Origin of the sequence: Bacillus sp. E214, assembly GCF_008087365.1 — a bacterium.
GTDB lineage: Bacteria > Bacillota > Bacilli > Bacillales > Pradoshiaceae > Pradoshia.
Window position 1 is genome coordinate 810,727 of record NZ_VENN01000001.1, and the last position, 19,800, is coordinate 830,526.

At 36.2% G+C, this 19,800-nt stretch carries 19 protein-coding genes; 12 read left to right on the forward strand and 7 right to left on the reverse strand.

The annotated features are described in order from the left end of the window. Positions 1 to 145: 145 nt before the first annotated feature. Both FHY47_RS03845 and FHY47_RS03850 read left to right on the forward strand, forming a co-directional pair. Positions 146 to 526 carry a DUF3021 family protein gene (locus FHY47_RS03845; RefSeq protein ID WP_187393424.1) on the forward strand — a complete coding sequence of 127 codons (381 nt, stop codon included), beginning with the start codon at positions 146 to 148 and terminating at the stop codon, positions 524 to 526. 153 nt (positions 527 to 679) lie between these two features. Then, positions 680 to 1,294, forward strand: coding sequence for a hypothetical protein (locus tag FHY47_RS03850; protein ID WP_148629678.1), 615 nt, complete (start codon positions 680 to 682; stop codon positions 1,292 to 1,294). 319 nt (positions 1,295 to 1,613) lie between these two features. Here the strand turns inward: FHY47_RS03850 and FHY47_RS03855 are convergent, their stop codons facing one another. After that, complete coding sequence (locus tag FHY47_RS03855; protein ID WP_148629679.1) at positions 1,614 to 1,799, reverse strand: hypothetical protein; 186 nt, start codon at positions 1,797 to 1,799, stop codon at positions 1,614 to 1,616. A 945-nt stretch (positions 1,800 to 2,744) separates the two neighbouring features. Between FHY47_RS03855 and rsgA the strand changes: the two genes are divergently transcribed. Continuing rightward, positions 2,745 to 3,833: a ribosome small subunit-dependent GTPase A gene (gene rsgA, locus FHY47_RS03860; protein ID WP_225983692.1), complete on the forward strand. Its 1,089-nt coding sequence runs from the start codon at positions 2,745 to 2,747 to the stop codon at positions 3,831 to 3,833. 349 nt (positions 3,834 to 4,182) lie between these two features. On the opposite strand, the gene FHY47_RS03865 is transcribed toward rsgA, so the two are convergent. From FHY47_RS03865 to FHY47_RS19160, 3 genes are all read right to left on the reverse strand, one after another. Beyond that, a complete protein-coding gene (locus FHY47_RS03865; protein ID WP_187393425.1) occupies positions 4,183 to 6,795 on the reverse strand; it encodes a calcium-translocating P-type ATPase, PMCA-type in 2,613 nt (870 codons plus the stop codon). Positions 6,796 to 7,320: 525 nt separating this feature from the next. Then, entirely contained in the window at positions 7,321 to 8,163 is an 843-nt protein-coding gene (locus FHY47_RS03870) for a manganese catalase (RefSeq protein ID WP_139891984.1), read from the reverse strand. Positions 8,164 to 8,464: 301 nt separating this feature from the next. Then, positions 8,465 to 8,593, reverse strand: a complete 129-nt coding sequence (locus FHY47_RS19160; protein ID WP_257469051.1) for a hypothetical protein — start codon at positions 8,591 to 8,593, stop codon at positions 8,465 to 8,467. A gap of 468 nt (positions 8,594 to 9,061) precedes the next feature. Between FHY47_RS19160 and FHY47_RS03875 the strand changes: the two genes are divergently transcribed. Next, positions 9,062 to 9,493, forward strand: coding sequence for a DUF2621 domain-containing protein (locus tag FHY47_RS03875; protein WP_148629680.1), 432 nt, complete (start codon positions 9,062 to 9,064; stop codon positions 9,491 to 9,493). 100 nt (positions 9,494 to 9,593) lie between these two features. Here the strand turns inward: FHY47_RS03875 and FHY47_RS03880 are convergent, their stop codons facing one another. Then, positions 9,594 to 10,163 (reverse strand): HD domain-containing protein, encoded by a 570-nt coding sequence (locus FHY47_RS03880; protein WP_148629681.1) that lies wholly within the window; start codon positions 10,161 to 10,163, stop codon positions 9,594 to 9,596. A gap of 241 nt (positions 10,164 to 10,404) precedes the next feature. On the opposite strand from FHY47_RS03880, the gene FHY47_RS03885 reads away from it, so the two are divergent. Continuing rightward, the gene (locus tag FHY47_RS03885; RefSeq protein WP_148629682.1) at positions 10,405 to 10,905 is read left to right on the forward strand and encodes an NUDIX domain-containing protein; all 501 of its coding nucleotides are present in this window, start codon (positions 10,405 to 10,407) and stop codon (positions 10,903 to 10,905) included. 78 nt (positions 10,906 to 10,983) lie between these two features. Here the strand turns inward: FHY47_RS03885 and FHY47_RS03890 are convergent, their stop codons facing one another. Together FHY47_RS03890 and FHY47_RS03895 are read right to left on the reverse strand one after the other, a co-directional pair. After that, the gene (locus tag FHY47_RS03890; RefSeq protein WP_148629683.1) at positions 10,984 to 11,595 is read right to left on the reverse strand and encodes a hypothetical protein; all 612 of its coding nucleotides are present in this window, start codon (positions 11,593 to 11,595) and stop codon (positions 10,984 to 10,986) included. Positions 11,596 to 12,015: 420 nt separating this feature from the next. Further along, the gene (locus FHY47_RS03895) at positions 12,016 to 12,156 is read right to left on the reverse strand and encodes a small acid-soluble spore protein P (protein ID WP_077248027.1); all 141 of its coding nucleotides are present in this window, start codon (positions 12,154 to 12,156) and stop codon (positions 12,016 to 12,018) included. Positions 12,157 to 12,303: 147 nt separating this feature from the next. Here FHY47_RS03895 and FHY47_RS03900 point away from each other — a divergent pair, with 147 nt between their 5' ends. The 7 genes from FHY47_RS03900 (at position 12,304) to FHY47_RS03930 (ending at position 19,771) form a co-directional block, all read left to right on the forward strand. After that, positions 12,304 to 12,579 carry a hypothetical protein gene (locus FHY47_RS03900; protein WP_066103951.1) on the forward strand — a complete coding sequence of 92 codons (276 nt, stop codon included), beginning with the start codon at positions 12,304 to 12,306 and terminating at the stop codon, positions 12,577 to 12,579. Between the two features lie 229 nt (positions 12,580 to 12,808). Continuing rightward, on the forward strand, positions 12,809 to 15,538 hold the full coding sequence (acnA, locus tag FHY47_RS03905) for an aconitate hydratase AcnA (protein ID WP_148629684.1): 2,730 nt from the start codon (positions 12,809 to 12,811) through the stop codon (positions 15,536 to 15,538). A 159-nt stretch (positions 15,539 to 15,697) separates the two neighbouring features. Beyond that, positions 15,698 to 16,192: a TlpA family protein disulfide reductase gene (locus FHY47_RS03910; protein WP_066103947.1), complete on the forward strand. Its 495-nt coding sequence runs from the start codon at positions 15,698 to 15,700 to the stop codon at positions 16,190 to 16,192. A 126-nt stretch (positions 16,193 to 16,318) separates the two neighbouring features. Then, a complete protein-coding gene (locus tag FHY47_RS03915) occupies positions 16,319 to 16,450 on the forward strand; it encodes an FbpB family small basic protein (protein ID WP_077248025.1) in 132 nt (43 codons plus the stop codon). Between the two features lie 68 nt (positions 16,451 to 16,518). Then, the gene (locus tag FHY47_RS03920) at positions 16,519 to 16,662 is read left to right on the forward strand and encodes an acid-soluble spore protein N (RefSeq protein WP_066103946.1); all 144 of its coding nucleotides are present in this window, start codon (positions 16,519 to 16,521) and stop codon (positions 16,660 to 16,662) included. 347 nt (positions 16,663 to 17,009) lie between these two features. After that, positions 17,010 to 19,316: an AAA family ATPase gene (locus FHY47_RS03925; RefSeq protein WP_148629685.1), complete on the forward strand. Its 2,307-nt coding sequence runs from the start codon at positions 17,010 to 17,012 to the stop codon at positions 19,314 to 19,316. A gap of 35 nt (positions 19,317 to 19,351) precedes the next feature. Next, a complete protein-coding gene (locus FHY47_RS03930) occupies positions 19,352 to 19,771 on the forward strand; it encodes an acyl-CoA thioesterase (protein ID WP_148629686.1) in 420 nt (139 codons plus the stop codon). The last annotated feature ends 29 nt before the right edge of the window (positions 19,772 to 19,800 follow it).

The window sequence follows — 19,800 nt, forward strand, 5'->3', positions numbered from 1 at the left end:
CTAAATTAACGGGGCGACTGCGACTAGGAGCAGTCGCTTTTTACTAAAGGGGCAGGTTAGCGGAATAAGAAATTTTCTGAAACTTCGAACTAGTATCCATCGTATATAACTAATAACAGGAAATACCAAGAAAGGGGATTTTATGTTGCAGTTGCTTTTAAAGGGATTATATAGAGGGTCTATCTCATTTGGTATCTTACTAATAATTTCACTGTCGTATAAGTTGCAAGGGCAATCAGATGATTCGAGTGTTTATTTTTTTTATGGCCTTATAGCCTTTTTTCTTGGGTTGACAAGCGTCATATATCAAATTGAACAATGGAGTTTTTTAAAGCAAATTTTTGCTCATTATATGGCGATGCTGATTACTGTTTTTCCAACGTTGCTATTAAGTGGTTTTTATCCGTTAGATTCATTTAAAGATGTATTTGATGTGTATCTCCAATTTAATAAAGTGGGGATTATCTTATTTTTGATTTCATATTTTTTTTCACGTAAAAATGCTAATAATAGCACATCAATATGATTGAGGTATACGACTGACGGAGGGCATTGATCTAATAAGGATTAATCCCTTTTGTGTTGAACCTCTTATGGAAGTAACGGGGCAGTTTAGTTTAATAGGTCAATTAATTTGAACTTACAGTAACAAATATATAAGTAAGTATGGGGGATAATTTTGATTAAAGGATATTCAAAAATTTACTTACAAAAGGTTGAAGGTTTAAATAAACAAGGGTTAGTTTACTCAATAAATACAGATGGTAAAACCATAGGAAAATTACAAGAATCAAAAAAATCCTCGAAAAAGGCAGGCAATCAAATGATAAAGCTGGCCAGCCTGCTTCTCCTAGCTATACCTCAGAGAATTATCGTAGAAAATTTAGAGATAGATTTATTAGATGAAGAAGGAAAAATCGTAGGTTATATAAAAAAGGAGATTGGATTTTATAAAGATTTAACTTTATACACGAAAAATGGAGAACATATTGCCACTGTGAAATCAATTTCAAAAGGTAAGTCACCATCAATAAAAGTTATTGATGCAAATGGCAATGAATTATTAACAGCAATAGGTAGTTATGATGCAATAGATTTCACAGTTAGGGATAGCAGTACAAACAAACTGGTTACTTCAATTAAGAAACGCTCCTTATTTTATGAAACGATAAAAGAAAATTTATTCAACAATGATGTTTATCATATAGGGGATAGTGATCATAAAGAGGATATAGTATTTGAACTTATTGGGATAGTGGTTGCTATTGATATTCACTTCCATATGGGGCAATGAATTGTGAACTTTTCTACTTTACCTATGGGCATTGTCCAAGTAGGATTAATGCCCTTTTATATTGAATTTCTTATGGAAGAAACGGGGCAGGTTAGTGGAAGAAAGATTTGCTACTTTGCAGTGCAACCAAGGACTAAGAGAAGTTCAAAGAAGCGTTAACGAACTGCTATTTGATATATAATTTAGAAAACTTATAGAGGGATAAGTCGACACATCTAATAGTAAAAAAACAAAAGATATATTTTCATAAGACAAGGTTATTTATGTCTTCTTTTTTGTTAACATCGCCCTTTAGTATAGAGATGTTGAAAAAAGAAGATCAAGATTTTTTAGCCCGATCTATCGCAATGCGAATTGTTACTCCGATTGCCCCACCTATTCCCATCAAAACAGCAACGTCTATAAAATTCTTAGATGGTATATCCTTGAAAACCAAATCAAAAATCCACATCAGCACTAAGACTGTAGCAATCAAACTCAATATACGTAACAAACCTTTTATCATTATTTTCCTCCTGTGTGATTTTTTTTATTGTATCACAACTGTACTATTTATATCGATTAGTTACTTATTACATGAACCAGGGCTGCAGGGCTTTATTTTATACCGAAAGTTTGGTGTTTAGCTCACCTTCTTAATCTGCAAAAAAGGGGGAATCTAGCAGAAGGTTAAGACTGTCATAAGACGTTCAGTTATTATGCGACTAAAGGGGCAGGTTAGCGGAAGAAGGATTTTAATATATCTAAGTGGGATTTTTACAATAGACGAGATAAAGAAAATGGGAGTTTTAAGTCCAAGGGATAAAGGGGTATCAAAATGCGGTTTTATTTTCGAACAATGAAAAACAATATATTTTTATCTTTAATTACTTTAATGGTATTGATTCTTACAGTCGGATTTTGGTATGGAATACCCTTATTCGGGTTATCAGATTTCTTTTTTGAAACGAATGTACCCATATTCGTTCAATTTGTTTTAATCTGCCTGAGTGTTGGTTTTTGTTTTTCAATAATTTGTATTCCATTTCATCTATCTTTCGCTAAAGAATATACCATAAACAAAAAGAAAAATATGATAAATACTTTTTTTATAACTCAAGGTACTTTAATTATGTTTGTAGCATTTCTATTTGCAGTTTTTTATTTAACCGTATCACTTTTAGCATTTTAAACCTTTAACTTTAACTGCGATAGCCGAAGATCAAAGCTGTCAAAATTGACGGCCTTTTCTTATGCTGCTAACGGGGCAGTTTAGTGGAAGAACATTGTTTAATTTGTGTTGAACATTAGAGTTGGATTGTACTAATATAAAACTTATAAGTAATGAAAGGAGCTGCTGTGTTTATGTATAGCAAGCGAAATGTGGAGATTGTAACAAATAGGGAGGTATGCACAAAATAAACTAATGCATAAAACCTCCCAAAAGTTATTATCTAAACTTTAGGAGGAAATGAAATTGAATAATATTGATATGAAAAATTTAGGACTTACTGAAGAATTCATACAGGAGTCTACAATATATAAAGACCTTTTTATTGGGCGAGTTTCATCACAATCTAAAAATTTATATAAGGTGATTACAGAAAGTGGTGAGGTTGTTGCTGAGATATCCGGTAAGTATCGCTATAATGTAACAGGAATTTCTGAATATCCTGCTGTTGGAGATTTTGTTATGATCGACAGAACAAATAATTCAAAGGGGAACGGAATTATTCATCATATACTTTCACGAAAAAGCGTATTTGGACGTAAAATGGTAGGAACCAAAAAAGATATTCAGATTGTCGCTACAAATATTGATACGGTTTTTATTTGTATGTCACTGAACAATGATTATAATCTGCGTAGACTAGAGCGTTATCTTTCTATCGCTTGGGACAGTGGTGCAAACCCAGTTGTTGTACTTACAAAGTCAGATTTATGTGATGATATAGCATCAAGACTTGATGAAATATATTCTATTGCAATTGGTATAGATGTGATTGTTACAACAAATACTTCTGATGAAGGATGCCAATCTTTAAAAAAGTATCTTTCAAATGGGAAGTCAGTAGCGTTTATAGGTTCATCTGGAGTTGGGAAATCAACCTTAATTAATTGCCTTATCGGCCAAAACTTATTAGATACAAATGAAATAAGGAATGATGATAAAGGCAAACATACTACTACAAGCCGTGAATTAATTATGTTGCAAAATTTAGGTGTTGTTATAGACACTCCTGGTATGAGAGAGCTTGGAATTATAAGTGCAGATTTAACCAAGTCTTTTTCTGATATTGAAGACCTTGCTAATGATTGTAAATTTAATGATTGTACACACCAACATGAGCCAAACTGTGCAGTACAAAAAGCAATGAAAGATGGATTTTTGTCAATTGAAAGGCTAGAAAGCTACTGGAAACTAAAAAAAGAGACTAAGTATCAAGGTTTGAATTCTAAAATGATTGAAAAAGAAAAGGCAAATGAAATGTTTAGTAGCATAGGCGGCATGAAAAATTTCAAGAAATTTAAAGAACAAAATAGAAAGAAAAGAAGATGAAGTTTTATAGCTCTTTGAAGTGAAAAATAGGTAACAGCTCGATGTTGAGCTGTTACCTTATTTTTTGGTAGATAGTATAGTTAAATGAGATTTTATTTATAATATTTGTGAAGGAATGTACTTAAACAAACAGGAGAGTTAGTCCAATAACAAGTACAACCACTTCCTTTTTGGAGGTGGCTATTTTCATAAAAACAAGCGTTAATCAATAGCAACAATACTTACGAAAACAGCCAAGTAAAAATAGCTAGAGGCTATTCTAGTAACACCAAGGGGAAAAGAATCAGAAAAACCGAATGGATTAGCCGAATAAAAAGCACCCAATCGGGTGCTTTTTAACTGCTGGAAATTAGGTTGTCTTAGTTCTTCTGATCAGTTTTTCAATCTCAATTACAATGATTGGAACAAATCCAAGTCCAAGCGCGATCAGATAGTATTCAGAAGGAAGAGGAGTTACCTCGAAAATATAAGCAAGCGGTGGTATAAATACAATCGCAACTATAAGTAAAAGTGAAGCAAGCAGGGCAAGAATCATATATTTATTTTCACGAATATCGGATTGGAAAATAGATTTGGTTGTTCTTACATTTAGAACATGAAAGAGCTGCGAAAGTGATAAAACTAGAAAAGCCATTGTTTGGGCAGCGCCTAATGAGTTCAGATTGACTCCTGCCAGATAAAAGCCGATTAAGGAAAGTACAGCAAACATCAACCCCTGAAGGACAATCCGGTAAAGGAGCCCACCTGCAAAAATTCCTTCTGCTTTTGGCTTCGGTCTCCTCTTCATAATATCTTCTTCAACAGGTTCCATTCCAAGAGCGAGTGCAGGAAGTCCGTCTGTCACTAAGTTCAGCCACAAAAGATGGATGGCAAGGAGCGGTGTTTGTTGCCAAATAATCATGGCAATGAAAACAATAAATATCTCACCCATATTAGTGCCAAGCAGGAATTGAATGGCTTTGCGGATATTATCATAGGTACCGCGACCTTCTTTTACTGCATCGACAATTGTCGCAAAATTATCATCCGTCAAGATCATATCTGATGCTCCTTTCGCGACATCCGTCCCCGTTATACCCATCGCGCAACCGATATCAGCTGCCTTCAAGGCAGGAGCATCATTAACCCCGTCACCTGTCATTGATACGATTGCACCTTTTTGCTGCCAGGCGCGGACAATCCGTATTTTATCTTCCGGTGACACACGTGCATAAACAGAGTACTCATCGATTGAGTCATTTAATGCTTGATCGCTCATTTTTTCAAGTTCTGCACCACTAAGAGACTTTTGTCCGGCATTTAATATACCGAGTTCTTTGGCAATGGCATTTGCTGTTCCAATATGGTCACCTGTGATCATAACCGGGCGTATACCAGCTCTTTTACAAACCTGTACGGCATCCTTAGCTTCTGCACGTGGAGGATCAATCATTCCAAGCAAGCCGACAAAGTGCAAATCATGCTCAATCTCATCGCTATTAGGGTGATCAGGAACACTGTCAAGTTCCTTAAAAGCAACAGCGATAACACGCATAGCTTCATCCGTCATTTGGTTGTTAATTCTCTTGGCAGCTTCAAAATCACCAGTTTTACAACGGTTCATCAATACATCAAAAGCACCTTTTGTTAATGCATAAGGTTTTCCTTCTATTACATGGATGGTTGTCATTAGCTTTCTGTCAGAATCAAAAGGAATCTCACCAACACGGGGTGCTGCTTCATGAAGGCTTTCTTTTGTCATTTGATTCTTAAGCGCTGCTGAAAGGATAGCAGTCTCTGTTGGATCGCCGATGTGCTTTTCTTCTCCATCTACGATTTCAACGGTCCCATTTGATGCAAGTGAACCAAGGCGAAGCAAGGATTTAATTGGACCGGAAACATGGTCAGTTATATCTTCTGGTTCACCTTTAACCCAGGCTTTGATGACTGTCATTTTATTCTGTGTAAGTGTACCTGTTTTATCAGAGCAAATAACAGAGGCACTTCCTAAAGTTTCAACTGCTGGAAGCCTGCGTATAATAGCATTTCTTTTGACCATTCGCTGGACGCCGAGTGCTAAAACGACTGTGACAATTGCTGGCAAACCTTCTGGAATAGCAGCGACTGCTAAGGATACTGCAGTCATAAATATCTCTAGTATCGGCATCCCTGAGAAGAATCCGATAGCAAAGATTACAATACTGATGGCAAGCGCCAGCAAGCCGAGGTACTTTCCTAGCTTGCCTAGTTTTTGTTGCAGAGGTGTCTGACCTTGGTCAGCTGATTCAAGCAATTCGGCAATCTTGCCCATTTGTGTATCCATTCCGGTTCCAATTATAATTGCTTTTCCGCGACCATAGGAAACACTGCTGCCTGAAAAAACCATATTCACTCGATCTCCAAGGGGTGCATCCTCATTAACTGTTGCATTCTGATCCTTTTCAACTGGAACGGACTCTCCAGTTAAAGCTGACTCCTCAATTTTTAAGGAAGCTGCATCAACTAATCTTCCATCAGCCGGAATGAAATCACCAGCTTCAAATTCGATTAGATCACCAGGCACAATCTGGCTTGCTTCAATCTCGGTTAATTTTCCATTACGGATGACTTTTGCCCGTGGAGAGGAAAGGTTCTGTAGTGCCTCGAGTGATCTTTCCGCCTTATTCTCCTGAACAACTCCAAGTACAGCATTCAATATAACAATACTTAAAATAACAACTGGTTCAATATATTCCTTTGTATCATGGCCTTTAAGGGCGACGAAAAAGGAAACCGCAGCCGCGATGATTAGAATCAAGACCATGATATCCTTAAATTGTTCAAAAAAACGTTGGACGAGCGACTTCTGTTTCTTTCCTTTTAATTGATTAAGTCCGTATTTCGCTTGGTGTTCCGCTACTTGTGCGTCGCTTAAGCCAAGCTTACTATTTGTCCGATATTCCTTTTCGATATCATCGAGTTTTTTCATATGTGGATTATTCATGAAGAAACCTCCATTCTTTTTCACTAAATATGCCTTTAGCATATCCAAAAGAGAGCGAAGGATTCTTTTAAGATAATAAATTAATAAAGAAAGGTAGACTTACTCAATATCTTCTTTTGATATCATAAAGAATTAATGAAATACAACTATTCACTCGAATTGGACATGCCGATAGAAGTGAGATAGTTAATGAATAAGCATTGTTTTATTACTTAGATACGATAGGTAAATATTATCGATTAATGGGGGAGGGGGGATGTTTTTATAGAACATGGAATGAGTGGCTAATGTTCCCCGGAATTTAGATTACTTTACAGTACAGAAATAAAATGTGATTCGATATTCTTTTTAAATGACACATAGAAATGAAAGAATTTTTACGATATTCACCAATAGGGGATGCAATAGTAAAATAAGGACAAGAAGAGCAGGGGAATCAATGGAAAATATCTATGAAAAAAGGACTTCAGAATAACACTTATTCTGAAGTCCTTTTGTATGCTAATCAAAAATATACATTAGCGTTTATAAGATTGATTTATCTGTGTCCATTGGCAATGTGTTATGTGTTTCAAGTGGAGCTGGTTTTAACATTGGTTTTGCGCCTTCTGCAGGTGGAACGACAGCTTCATAGCGGAATTCACCTTGTCCATCCGGAGCTTCACCGCTTGCCCACGTTCCAGTACTGCTTTCTTCGCCTTCAGAGAAATTATATAAAGAGTATGCGATATCTAAGCGTTCTTTTTCACGAGGGAATGTGCTTGGAACAAGTAATCCTTCTTGTTCTTCTAATTCAGCGATTGCTTTTGCCCATAGATTTTGGTGATAAGAATCACGTGCAATAAGAACGGAAAGCAAATCTTTAATTCCTGGATCATCTGTCATTTCATAAATACGGACTGCAGCTAATCGACCTTGTGATTCAGCGTTTAGGTTAGAGCGGAAGTCAGCCAATAAGTTGCCGCTTGCTGTTACATAGCTTCCCATCCAAGGGTTACCAACACTGTCCTGTGGACGAGGATTTAATCCAGAAACAATAGCATGTTGTGGATTCATACCGCTTAGTACAGCAGCGACTGCTGGGTCAGCCATTGCTTTTTCCTGATCTTTAAGTGGTGCGTCATCAAGAAGACGTGCGACCATAGTCGCTAACATTTCAACGTGGCCGATTTCTTCTGTACCGATATCAAGTAAAAGGTCTTTATATTTTTCATTGCCGCGTACGCTCCAGCCTTGGAACAAATATTGCATCATAACGGACATTTCACCATATTGTCCACCAATCAGTTCTTGAATTTTCTTTGCCATCAATGGATCTGGTCTAGTTGGTTTAGCTTCGAATTGAAGTTCTTTTTTATGAAAAAACATATTCATACCTCCGTATATAATAGTATTTTGTGAGCGATTGCTCGTACAATCTATTACATACCCAGCGTTTTTAGGAAGAAACATAGAAATTTTATAAAATCAGGTAATAGAGGTGTGAAATGCTATGGTAATATTGACATAGAGAATAAGAAATAAATTTTATTTTCAAGTGTATTTTTACATATTTTTTTCTTGGTTGTCGAAAATTTATGGTCTATACATAAAAAATGTCATAATAAGAAAAGAGCACCCAGAATACATGTATTCTGGGTGCTTTAGTTCGATAGGCGATAGCGCCAGATTAATTTTTCATTGCACCGATTGGCGTTAATTGTTCATTAGGCTGTTGCTTGGTTATTGATTCCATCTTCTTTAATTCTTCTCGAAGTAATCGTCTGACTTCCCTGCGTCTGTGTACTTTTTTTCCCATTAAGTAAAGACCTCCTTAAAGTAGTGGAAATGCAACAAACCAATCTGACCCTTAACAAAAATAACCACAATCCCTGATTAGATTAAAGAAATATCTAGATTGAATGATATGAGGAAACTATACAGTATATTCATTACTTCTTTAATACAGTCAGATTGTTATCTTTAGTTATATCAGAGATTAATAATTCTGACAATTAAAAACAATCTCAATTAACAAGGGAAAACAATAGAGAAAAGCCCAAAATCTTTGATATATTTACGTAATACACCCTTTTCCTGCAATTCTTTTTATTTTTCTCCAAAATCCATGTTAGGAATGGAGGTTCCCTTATACTAATTTTGTACAAACAATTTAGTAATTATTAGTCAATTTAGTTGAAGGTTTCCAACTCTTTGTTATAATAATACATGGAAAATGATTGTTAAATTAGGGGATTGTGTATTACTTAACTGGGGTGAATGATTTATGTTAGAAGGATGGTTTTTATGGTTCATCCTGTTTTGGGTTGTCTTTATGATTGGTTTTATGGCCATCGGTGGATTTTTTATGTTTCGAAAGTTCTTAAAAAAACTGCCCAAAGAAGATGGAAAATCAGATATGGACTGGGAAGTTGAATTTGTTAATCAGACAAGGCATCTATGGAATCAGGAAGAAAAAGATTTTCTAGAAGAATTAGTAAGCCCGGTTCCTGAATTATTTCGAGATGTAGCAAGGCATAAAATCGCAGGGAGAATCGGTGAACTTGCACTTAAAGAAAAGGCTAATAAGATAACGATGGATCTTATTATTAAAGGGTATATTCTAGCAACACCAAAACGTGATCACAAATTTCTTCGAAAAAAATTAGAAATTGAAAAAATAGACGTCAGTCCATATGAAAAATACTTCTCTATTTGACCTCTTCTTTTTATGAAGAGGTTTTCTTTTACGGAAATAGCGTTTGATTGAAAATAGGACCTTAATAGGTCCCCGGGTTATTATGGCTGTGTTTGACAAATTATTTGTTGTTACTATCTTTTATAGAATCAAAAAAGCTATTTACGTCTTTAACGTATTGATGGAAAAACTCCGGAATCTCTTTGTCGTCCAAACCATAAAAGCTATTCATTGCAACCCCTCTGATATACCATTCCTGAGAATCCAGTCCTCTTTTAAAGCAGTTCCAAATTTCACTCCCCAATAATTCATGTCCGGCAGTCATGGATTTTAGGTTATCCCATTTATCAGCAACAATAAGAGCCTTTACTTCAAGAGGCGCTTCTTTAACAAGCTCAAGTGTATGCTGCTTACGTTCTTCCCAGGTTTTTGTTTTGTCCTCTGTATGAGCAGAAACATAATGCGCGACTTTAGGTCCAAACTCCTTTTCAATCTGTTCAATCGTTGTATCTGTGTCCTCCACAGTATCGTGCAGTAATGCTGCAATCACCAATTCTTCACAAAAACCAGCCTCTTCAAGAGTTTTAGCCACCTGCAAAGGGTGTATAATATAGGGTTCATTTGACAGCTTACGTACTTGTCCGGCATGTGCCTCCGTTGCAAATTGTACTGCTTTTTCCTTTAATGTCATTCATTCAGCCACCTTATCTATATATACTGAAATTTCACTATCTTATTATAAATAAATAATTCTGTGCAGCTAGAATATATAAAATATACATATGATTATGGGTATTATATCATATTTAGCTTTGAGGCAGGTCTTATGCGTTTTATTTATGAATATGTATAATAATATATTACACAGAAAGCTAAAATTATATATAATCATACTGTGGATTATTAGAAAGATTTAAAAGGGGTCATAAACCATGGAACTTATCAAGGAAATTTATGATGATGCGTCAGAACAGTATACGGATCATGCATACCGTATTAGAAAGGCATCCAGAGCTGTAGTCATTAACGACCGTGATGAGATTGCTCTTTTATTCGTTACAAATGGAAACTATCATAAATTGCCTGGTGGAGGCATTAAAAGCAATGAAACTATTTATGATGCATTAAAAAGAGAGGTAGAAGAAGAAGTAGGAACCTTAATAGAAGATATTAAGGAACTGGGACTTACTATTGAATACCGTAATAATGAAGAGCTTCTTCAGATATCTTATGGATATATTGCTAAAACTACTGGTGAACTTAAAGACCCGATGTATACCGACGATGAGATTAACGACGGATTTGTATTAAGATGGGTGCCAATCAAAATAGCGATTGAAATATTAAAACAAGACATGCCTTCTAATTATGCAGGACAATTTATTCAGCAAAGAGATCTGGAATTTTTATTAAAAGCTGACGAACTGATTTAAAATAATGTAAGTCACTACTTTAAAAGCTGCACTCCAATTGTTAGAGATTTAATTGACAATTGGAGTGCTTTTTTAATTTCAGTTGAAATAGGTTTCTAAATCAGCTAAAGAATAGGCATCTGAAACACCTTTTTTGGAATATAAATATTGAATTAGATTTTTATCATCTTCATACAGATCAGCTAGTCCATAATAAATATTCTTTAAATAGGGAAGAGAAGGTGGAGTGATGTTCTTTTCAGCGATAGTTCGATTATCTGTAAAGGTGAAAATCGGATATCCATCCGTCTCACCTAAGTAGAGAATATTACCATACCAAGAATCGTTAAAGGAATAGGTATGAACATTTTTGGCTAATTCAAGATCTATCTCCATTTTATAATTGTCATTCTCCTGCTGTACAATTTGTTTGAACTGTTCGCTTGTAATTAGGTATTTCTTACCGTATGTCCTTGTATTCGTATCTCTATCAGTATTGATAAAAGCGACACCGCCATCCCAACGACCTGAGTATTCAGCGAAGTACATCTCATAGGGAAGAGAAATCGGAGCAATTTTTTCTGGATAAGCAGGATTCGTGCACCCACGTTCATTTTTTGTAGAACCCTCTGGTGTCCCTCCGCTTATATAACAACGAAAGCGGCTCTCTAATAAATTGGATCCATAACTTGCGTACCATACATAATCCATTGTCGTATAATACCTCCTCAATAAAATTCTATATAGATATACGTACCACAAAAGGGAATGATTACACATGAACATGCGGGAGGCAGATTAATTCCTTAGAAAAATCAAACGTATCGTGAGTACGCACAAAAACGGTAAGCTGTGTAACCTTCAGAAAAAGAATTTTAAACAATCAGGGAGAGAAAAGGGAAAGTTAATAATAATGTTTTTAGTTAAAAGGAGAAAATTTAAAAATATAGAGGATGTTAGTAGTTGTATTAGGTCTGCCAGTAGGAAAGGCTATTAAAGATAATACAAAGCCTTTTAATCAATGTTTCTGTTGAAAGTCTGAGGATCTTTTCCTGAATACTATCTATGAGCGGAATTAAAATGCGAGAGAAAAAAATTCCTCCCGCAGTCTTTTAAGAAAAGATAATGCTGTTACATATCGTGATGAGAATGATTTTTTTGACGTGTATGCTGCCTGTTTTTCACTTTATGAGAACCGCTTAAGGGTGCAGGTTGGCCAGAGTGATTTTTATCTTTAGGACCTTTTTGATGGTTAGCGTTTTTATTTGACATATAACATCCCTCCTAAGAATAGTATGAGAGGCGATTAAATGATTATACAGGTATATTATAACGGGTATTAAGAAGCTGATTCACATCATGAATAAGGCAATAAACTTCCGTACATCATAAAAGATATATTGTTAAGGAGGGGTGTACGTGCCTTATCACAAAAATAAAGTTCAAGCCTTTCAATCCGCCCAAAATGGCGTCAGAAGAGCGGTGGATGCACATGAAAATCTTGAATCTATGCAGCATGATCCTCAATTTGGCCATGAAGTGGGACATTTGTGGGAAGAAATTAATGAGGCGTATCAGCAGGTTGAAAATGCTTATGAAGTGGCAAGTGAACATCAAAAGGACCAACTGGATGATTATAGAAATACATTAGACAAAATGGTTTCAGATTTAGACAAATTTGAAAAATATCGATAAGGTACCGGCCAGCTAATATTACTTTGCTGGCCGGCTTTTATTTTATCAGGAAAATAATTACCAATAAGCAGAACTTATGACAGGTAATAAATTACTTATATTTTACTTTATGGAAAGGTTATATTAATATTAAATTGTTAGAATATTAGGATTGAATGAAAAGTGTTTTACTTTTCTACAATTTATTACTATATTCTGTAATATCTTTTACCTAGAGGGGGTAATTTGATTGGGGAAAAATGATGTGTTCGATTCACGGAGATTTTTTGAAATCGACGGTAAACGCTATCATTACTACAATTTGAATGTATTGGAAGAAGCAGGAGTTGGAGAAGTTTCCAAATTGCCTTATTCCATTAAAGTTTTACTGGAGAGCGTTTTGCGTCAACAGGATGGGAGAGCAATTAAAAAGGAACATGTGGAAAACCTTGCTAAATGGGGAACAGAGGAAATGTCAATCGATATTGATGTACCTTTTAAACCTTCCCGTGTTATATTGCAGGATTTCACAGGTGTACCGACTGTAGTCGATTTGGCTTCATTACGTAAAGCCATGGCTGATATTGGAGGAGATCCGGGTAAAATTAACCCTGAGATCCCGGTTGATCTTGTTATCGACCATTCAGTTCAGGTTGATAAATATGGAACTGCAGATGCGTTGCAGATTAATATGGATTTAGAATTTGAAAGAAATGCGGAACGTTACCAATTCCTAAGCTGGGCACAAAAAGCATTTGATAATTACCGTGCGGTTCCACCAGATACAGGGATTGTTCACCAAGTGAACCTTGAGTATTTGGCTAATGTTGTACATTCAGTAGAAATGCCGGATGGCGATTATATGACATTCCCAGATTCTTTAGTGGGAACTGATTCACATACTACCATGATAAATGGTCTGGGTGTATTAGGATGGGGTGTAGGCGGAATTGAAGCGGAAGCTGGAATGCTTGGCCAACCTTCTTATTTCCCAGTACCTGAAGTTATCGGTGTACGGTTTATTAATTCCTTGCCAAACGGAACAATGGCTACAGATTTGGCGTTAAAAGTAACTGAAATACTGCGTAAAAGTGGTGTGGTTAATAAATTTGTAGAATTTTTCGGCCCTGGGATGAGCGCTCTTTCACTTTCAGATCGTGCGACCATCGCAAATATGGCACCGGAATATGGCGCTACTTGCGGTTTCTTCCCAATTGACGAAGAATCTCTTACTTATATGCGTTTGACTGGACGTACAGAAGAGCATATCGCAATTGTTGAGCAATATTGTAAAGAAAACGGTTTGTTCTACTATAAAAACAGTGATGAACCAAGATATACAAAAATTATTGAGATTGACCTTTCAGAAATTGAGGCTAATCTATCCGGTCCAAAACGTCCGCAGGATTTGATTCCTTTATCTAATATGAAATCTGCCTTCAATCAAGCTTTAACAGCTCCGGTTGGAAATGCAGGATTCGGTCTTAGTCAAGATGAAATTAATAAAAAAATCACTGTTCAGCTGAATGATGGCCGTCAGGCGCCGATGAAAACAGGTGATATTGCCATTGCTGCCATTACAAGCTGTACGAATACCTCTAACCCATATGTTATGCTGGGTGCTGGACTAGTTGCTAAGAAGGCTGTGGAATTAGGATTACAGGTTCCACATCACGTAAAAACATCATTAGCTCCGGGATCAAAAGTCGTTACAGGCTATTTGCGTGATTCTGGTCTGGGAACATACCTTGATAAACTTGGTTTCAATGTTGTTGGGTATGGCTGTGCTACATGTATCGGGAACTCCGGTCCATTAATGGAAGAGATTGAAGCAGCTGTTTCTGAATCAGATTTACTTGTTACTTCTGTCTTATCCGGTAACCGTAACTTTGAAGGACGTATTCATCCGTTAGTAAAAGCAAACTATTTGGCATCACCGCCATTGGTTGTCGCATATGCCTTAGCAGGTACAGTGGATATCGATCTTGAGAATGATCCAATTGGAAAAGGTAAAGATGGAAAAGATATTTATTTCAAAGATATCTGGCCATCCAGTGAAGAGGTTAATAAACTTGTACAGGATACCGTAACATCTAATCTCTTCCTTAAAGAGTATGAGCATGTATTCGATGACAATGCAAGATGGAATGAAATCCAAACCAGCAACGAACCTTTATATAATTGGGATTTTGATTCAACTTATATTCAAAACCCACCTTATTTTGTAAATATGGATCCTAACCCAACAGAAGTAAAACCGCTTGACGGACTGCGCGTTGTCGGATTATTTGGAGATTCAGTTACAACAGACCATATATCTCCGGCTGGATCTATTGGCAAAGATACACCAGCAGGTAAATACTTGCGTGAAAAAGGAGTTGCTATCCGTGACTTTAACTCATACGGTTCTCGTCGTGGAAACCATGAAGTTATGATGCGCGGTACTTTCGCTAATATCCGAATCCGTAATCAGATTGCTCCAGGCACTGAAGGTGGATATACAACGTATTGGCCAACTGGTGAAGTGATGTCTATCTTTGATGCATGTATGGAATATAAAAAAGATGATACTGGCTTGATCGTATTGGCTGGGAAAGATTACGGAATGGGAAGCTCCCGTGACTGGGCTGCCAAAGGTACCAACCTACTTGGAATTAAAACGGTCATTGCGGAAAGCTTTGAAAGAATTCACCGTTCCAACCTTGTATTAATGGGTGTACTTCCGCTTCAATTCAAAGAAGGCGAAAGCGCTAAAACACTTGGTTTAACTGGAAAAGAGAGAATCTTTGTTCCAGTTAATGAAAATGTTAAACCACGTGACATCATCGAGGTAACTGCAGTTGGAGAGGACGGAACAGAGAAGAAATTTGATGTTTTAGTTCGTTTTGATTCTGATGTGGAAATCGATTATTATCGTCATGGCGGTATCTTACCAATGGTTTTACGAGGAAAATTACAAGAAGCATCATCTACTAAGTAACGATAAAAAACTGACTTCGGTCAGTTTTTTATTTTTGTTTAGAATAACTAATTGTAAATATGAAGTTATCAGGATGAGATTTTCACGCTTTCGTAAAATTGGAAATACTGATACAATTTCAGGTGGGGAATATACTATTTGTGGCTGGGGGAGTTTAGTGTGAAAAAAATCATCGGGTCACTTTTATTGCTGATACTGATTGGAGTAGCATTTTATCAAGTGTTGAATCAGCCTGATACACCTGTCAAGGCTGATGAGGGCAAAGAAGCAGTCGACTTTACATTAAAAGATCCAGATGGAAAGGAAATTACACTATCTGATTATAAGGGGAAAAAGGTGTTGTTAAACTTTTGGGCAACCTGGTGCAATCCGTGTAAAAAAGAGATGCCTGATATGGAAAAAATTAAACAATCTCATCCTGATGTAGTTGTTTTAGCCGTAAATATAGATTCTGATCAGGATATAAAAGGATTTATGAGTGATTTAAAACTTACGTTTCGGACTGTATTGGATGTAGATGGTGAAGTGAACAAAAAATATAAGGTTGTGTCCATTCCAACTTCATTCTTCATTAATGAAGAGGGAGTTATTGATAAAAAGGTTGTAGGGTTAATGGAATATAAACAAATGGAAGAGCATATCGCAAACATGTAAGCAGCCTTGAAGGCTGTTTTTTCATATTTTAAAGACTAATTAGTTATCGTTATTTTCTAAAAATGTTATAAATACAGAAAAAGTAGGCAATGATATTATAAAATAAAGTATGGATGGTGGTTGACGATGAAAAAGCGTAAGCGGATGTCTTTAGCAGATTTAATACTGGAAAATAAAAAACAAATTATAATGGATAAACATGCAATGGAAGTTCTAGAAGATCGAATCGATAAAAGAATGATGGAACGAGCGGAGTAATATCCAATATCTACACCTTATAAGTCATGCGTAAGTAAGCATGATAAGAAAGAAGGGGTGAAGATAAAATGGGAAATCCGAAGAAAAATTCCAAGTCATTTGTACCAAATCACATTGGAACTCAACCTAGAGCTGCCGGTGGAAATAAAGGCAAACAGATGCAAGATACATCCGGAAAGCATCCAGACGTGATTCAAACAAAAGGTGAATAGCTGAATAATTTAATCTCAAATCTGCCTGAATCCTAATGGAGACAGGCAGATTTTTTAGTTGGTTAGAATCCAGGAAATTTACTTCGCGTTCATTAATGAATTAAAAAAACTATGTTCCAAATCTTCATGGTGAATTTTAAAACCAAACCCAAGTAGCCAAGAAAAATAATCCGTAAAAAGAGGGACAAATGAAGCGGCCATTACGACTAAAAGACAGAACTTCTGAATAAGAGAATGTTTAATTTCAATAGTTGACTGGTGAATCATACATTAAGCTAAAATGATTAATCTGGAACGTGTTGTATGATAGGATGGAGACATCGACTGAAAAAAGGATGAAGCAGTAAATGGAATTATCAATAACCAATTATAAAAATATGATTGATGAGTGGGAGAGAACGTTGACTAAAGAAGGTTCACTCCCCATAAAAACAGAATTACTTAGTGTGCTTCAATTTATATGTAAAAACCAGGGTGAGTGGGGAATATCAGCAGATTTAGAAGGAAAGCTGTTATATTTATTAGCCCTGGAAAGAAGTAAGCAAGAGGAACAAGATGATTTATATTATCTATTATTAGATGAAGCAAACCGATTATTGAATAATCGCTCTGAAATACAACGATTGCTGGAAACTAAGCAGCTCAATCGTTTTAATGACTTATATACTGGCTTTTCTACTCCAACTTTACGAGAAACGGATAATAGAACTGCAAAACGTAACACGGTCGGGCAGATTATGAATGAAACAAGCAATTACATGAACCGTACAACTGAAGCATTAAAACAAATCAATCAACTGGCAGAAACAGATTTAATCCATACTGCAAAAAAATACTTAAATGATATATTTGACGGTATGCAAAAGGTAATCTCTACGGCAAAAGAGTATGAAGAAACATTAAGCGGGAATTTCCATACCGCAATTGTTTATCAGGAGTTAAAATCCTCATTAAATCTTCTGAATAGCCATATTCATCAATTTAACGAGTTTATATCACAGCATGAAATTGTTGATGCAAAGGATCAAGTAAGTGCCTTAGCAGAGTTGAACGAAATGGTTGGGCTGATTGAAATAAAAAAACGGGTTAACCAGCTTTATCAATTTTTGAAGTATCAAAAACACCGTGAAGAATTAGGATTCAGTAATACAGGTGATATTAGCCTAAACATGATTTTAACGGGTAATCCTGGAACCGGTAAGACTACTTTGGCCAGATTATTAGGGAAAATCTATTATGAATTAGGGATATTGCCAAAGGAAAAAATTGTAGAGGTTGATCGTTCTAAATTGGTTGGGGCTTTTGTTGGACAAACAGAAGAAAATGTTCGTAAAGCTGTGGAAGAGGCAGTTGGAGGCGTTCTTTTTATTGACGAGGCATATAGCTTAAAAAGAGAGGGCCAACAAGGAACAGATTACGGGCAGACAGTGATAGATACACTTATATCTCTCATGGATAGTGCAGAGTATTCTGGAAGGTTCGCCGTTATATTAGCAGGATATCCTGAGGAAATGAGACAGTTTCTGGATAGTAATCCTGGTTTACGCAGTCGTTTCCCGAATTTTAATTATATGGAGTTACCAGACTATTCATTGGATGAAATGATTGAAATTGCGATTCACACGGCAGAAAAAAATCATTATTTTATCGCACCTGATGCGATTCCATCTTTAAAAAAACGAATTGAATATGAGATGGTTGATCAAACTTTCGGTAATGCCCGAACAGTTAAATCAATTGTTATGGATGCAATCTTCCATAAAGGTTCTACAGGTGAACGGCAAGCCAATGAAAGCTTTTTAAATTATCTTCTTCTGCAAGAAGAGGACTTTTCTTCTCAGTTTCCTGTATCCACTGGAAATCCCCAGGCAGAACTAAAGAATCTTGTTGGTTTGGATATGATTAAAGAGGAAATTCATAAACTTTCAGCATTTGTAAAGATACAGCAATCCAGGAGACAGGCTGGAGTAAAAACGGTACCTGTCCAGCTTCATGCGGTTTTTACCGGGAATCCTGGAACTGGTAAAACAACAGTTGCAAAGCTGTACTCGGAAATACTGCGAGATTGTGGACTGTTGAAGAGAGGTCATCTAGTTGTAGCTAGCCGTGCTGATTTTGTAGCTGGCTATGTCGGGCAGACAGCCATTAAAACGAAAAAGAAGGTTCAGGATGCATTGGGCGGTGTATTATTTATTGACGAAGCTTACTCCTTACTAAGCTCTTCCAATTCAGATTATGGAAAAGAAGTTGTGAATACTTTAGTGGATGAGATGACCAAACATAATGAAAACCTTGTCATCATCTTGGCAGGATATCCTGATGAGATGAAGGCGTTGCTGTCCAGTAATCCAGGATTTTCATCCAGGTTCAAAAAGTTCATGCATTTTCCGGATTATAGCACAGAGGAATTGATGCAAATTATTGAAAATTATGCTCGTAAATATCAGTATATATTGGACCAAGCGGCAAAAGATTACTTAGTTGAAAAGTTGAACCTAATTGAGATTGATGGGAATGGACGATTTGCTATTAATTTGGTTGACAATGCGATACAGGTACAGGCGGTTCGATTAATCGAGCAGACGGGAGAGGATCTGGCTGCGGTCGATTACTCTACTCTGACAAAGACTGATTTTCAAGATGTGTTAGAATAGAAAAAGGACTATTGTAGAATAGGAGTGTAGAGGGAATGTTTGTTTCAAAAAAAGAAATCCAATTATTTTACGCAGATACTGATATGATGGGTGTTATGTATCATGCAAACTATCTTAAATGGTTTGAGCTGGGCAGAACAGCCCTTATTGAGGATTTGGGCTATAAATATACGGATATGGAGGAAGCAGGCTATTATGCACCTGTTTATGACGTTCATGTAACCTATAAAACACCATTACGATATAGTGATCAGGCCTATGTACATACTTGGGTAGAAGAAAATAATGGAATAAAAACACTGTATGGATATGAAATCCGGAATCAGCATGATCAAATTTGCGCAACTGGAACAACTACGCATATTGTAGTAAAAAAAGATAATTTCAGACCGATTCAGTTTAAAAAAGCATTTCCGGAATGGAATGCAAAATACGAAGAAATCAAACGAAAATAGATAAAGAGAATCCCCTGTGTCAGTGGTAC

Bases quoted from the DNA above. Each gene is read 5' to 3' on its own strand.
- FHY47_RS03855 (WP_148629679.1), bottom strand. From the start codon at position 1,799: ATGATAAAAGGTTTGTTACGTATATTGAGTTTGATTGCTACAGTCTTA.
- rsgA (WP_225983692.1), top strand. From the start codon at position 2,745: ATGAAATTGAATAATATTGATATGAAAAATTTAGGACTTACTGAAGAA.
- FHY47_RS03865 (WP_187393425.1), bottom strand. From the start codon at position 6,795: ATGAATAATCCACATATGAAAAAACTCGATGATATCGAAAAGGAATAT.
- FHY47_RS03870 (WP_139891984.1), bottom strand. From the start codon at position 8,163: ATGTTTTTTCATAAAAAAGAACTTCAATTCGAAGCTAAACCAACTAGA.
- FHY47_RS19160 (WP_257469051.1), bottom strand. From the start codon at position 8,593: ATGGGAAAAAAAGTACACAGACGCAGGGAAGTCAGACGATTACTTCGA.
- FHY47_RS03875 (WP_148629680.1), top strand. From the start codon at position 9,062: ATGTTAGAAGGATGGTTTTTATGGTTCATCCTGTTTTGGGTTGTCTTT.
- FHY47_RS03880 (WP_148629681.1), bottom strand. From the start codon at position 10,163: ATGACATTAAAGGAAAAAGCAGTACAATTTGCAACGGAGGCACATGCC.
- FHY47_RS03885 (WP_148629682.1), top strand. From the start codon at position 10,405: ATGGAACTTATCAAGGAAATTTATGATGATGCGTCAGAACAGTATACG.
- FHY47_RS03890 (WP_148629683.1), bottom strand. From the start codon at position 11,595: ATGGATTATGTATGGTACGCAAGTTATGGATCCAATTTATTAGAGAGC.
- FHY47_RS03895 (WP_077248027.1), bottom strand. From the start codon at position 12,156: ATGTCAAATAAAAACGCTAACCATCAAAAAGGTCCTAAAGATAAAAAT.
- FHY47_RS03915 (WP_077248025.1), top strand. From the start codon at position 16,319: ATGAAAAAGCGTAAGCGGATGTCTTTAGCAGATTTAATACTGGAAAAT.
- FHY47_RS03920 (WP_066103946.1), top strand. From the start codon at position 16,519: ATGGGAAATCCGAAGAAAAATTCCAAGTCATTTGTACCAAATCACATT.
- FHY47_RS03925 (WP_148629685.1), top strand. From the start codon at position 17,010: ATGGAATTATCAATAACCAATTATAAAAATATGATTGATGAGTGGGAG.
- FHY47_RS03930 (WP_148629686.1), top strand. From the start codon at position 19,352: ATGTTTGTTTCAAAAAAAGAAATCCAATTATTTTACGCAGATACTGAT.